Here is an 860-nt window from a genome sequence, read left to right as displayed (position 1 = left end):
CCCGATCCGTCGTTCTCACCCGTCATTCATTTCCGCTGGGGCTATCGCGCGACCGCAGCGGAATTGAAAGAGTACGGCGACAAGATCTTTCTGAACGAGAAGGACTATTGGGGCGGCGGCCCGTTCACGAACGGCTGTTCAAGTCTGCCCGATCTTTGGCACGGCGGTCTGGACGATCGAACGATGGGCTGGATGACCGTGCAAGGCATCAATCCGACCAACCGCCCGCTGTATCGCGCGCCGCCGCGTGCGTATGGCGTGCTCGCGGCGCTGCGACTGGCCAGACTGATCGAGTCGATCCGCCGCATGCAGGCCGACGTGCCGATTACCGTCGTGTGTCACAGCCAGGGCAACATCGTCGGTCTCACGGCAGCGTTCTTCGGCGACGCGTTTCCCGATGTCGAAGATTCGTGGGGGCGCACGGGCCACTGCGTGGCGGACGCCTACGTGCTGGCGAACGCGCCGTACAGTCTCGCCAATGCCGACGGCCCGAACAAGTCCGACACATTCATGGATACATGGTCGCAGCGCGCGACGAAAGACGGCAGCGGCCGGCGTGGACGACAAACCTACGCCGCGCGCACGAAGACATTCGGCAAATTCCTGTCGATCATCGGCGCTCGAAAAGCTTACGAACAGCCTGCCCACAAAATCGATGAGGACATGGAGAACGAGCGGGTATCGCCGACGAGCAAGCGGTCTTATGCGGCGCAAGAGGATCGTGCGAGGCACGGGCTGAATGAATCGACGTATGGCCGCGTCACCGCGTATTGCTGTCCGCACGATCAGGTGATTTCGGCGGTGACGGTTCAAGGCATCGGCTGGCGCGGTATCGGCAAGCACGAACTCGACGATATCGG

Annotated in this window: 1 pseudogene; it reads left to right on the top strand. The window is 62.1% G+C overall.

The features are described 5' to 3' along the window. Window positions 1-860, top strand: a pseudogene (locus U4Z64_RS37315) (hypothetical protein); the annotation flags it as partial.

Origin of the sequence: Burkholderia sp. BCC1996, from assembly GCF_905339955.1 — a bacterium.
Lineage (GTDB): Bacteria > Pseudomonadota > Gammaproteobacteria > Burkholderiales > Burkholderiaceae > Burkholderia.
Note: the sequence above shows the minus strand (reverse complement) of the source record. Positions and strands in the feature narration are given on the sequence as shown.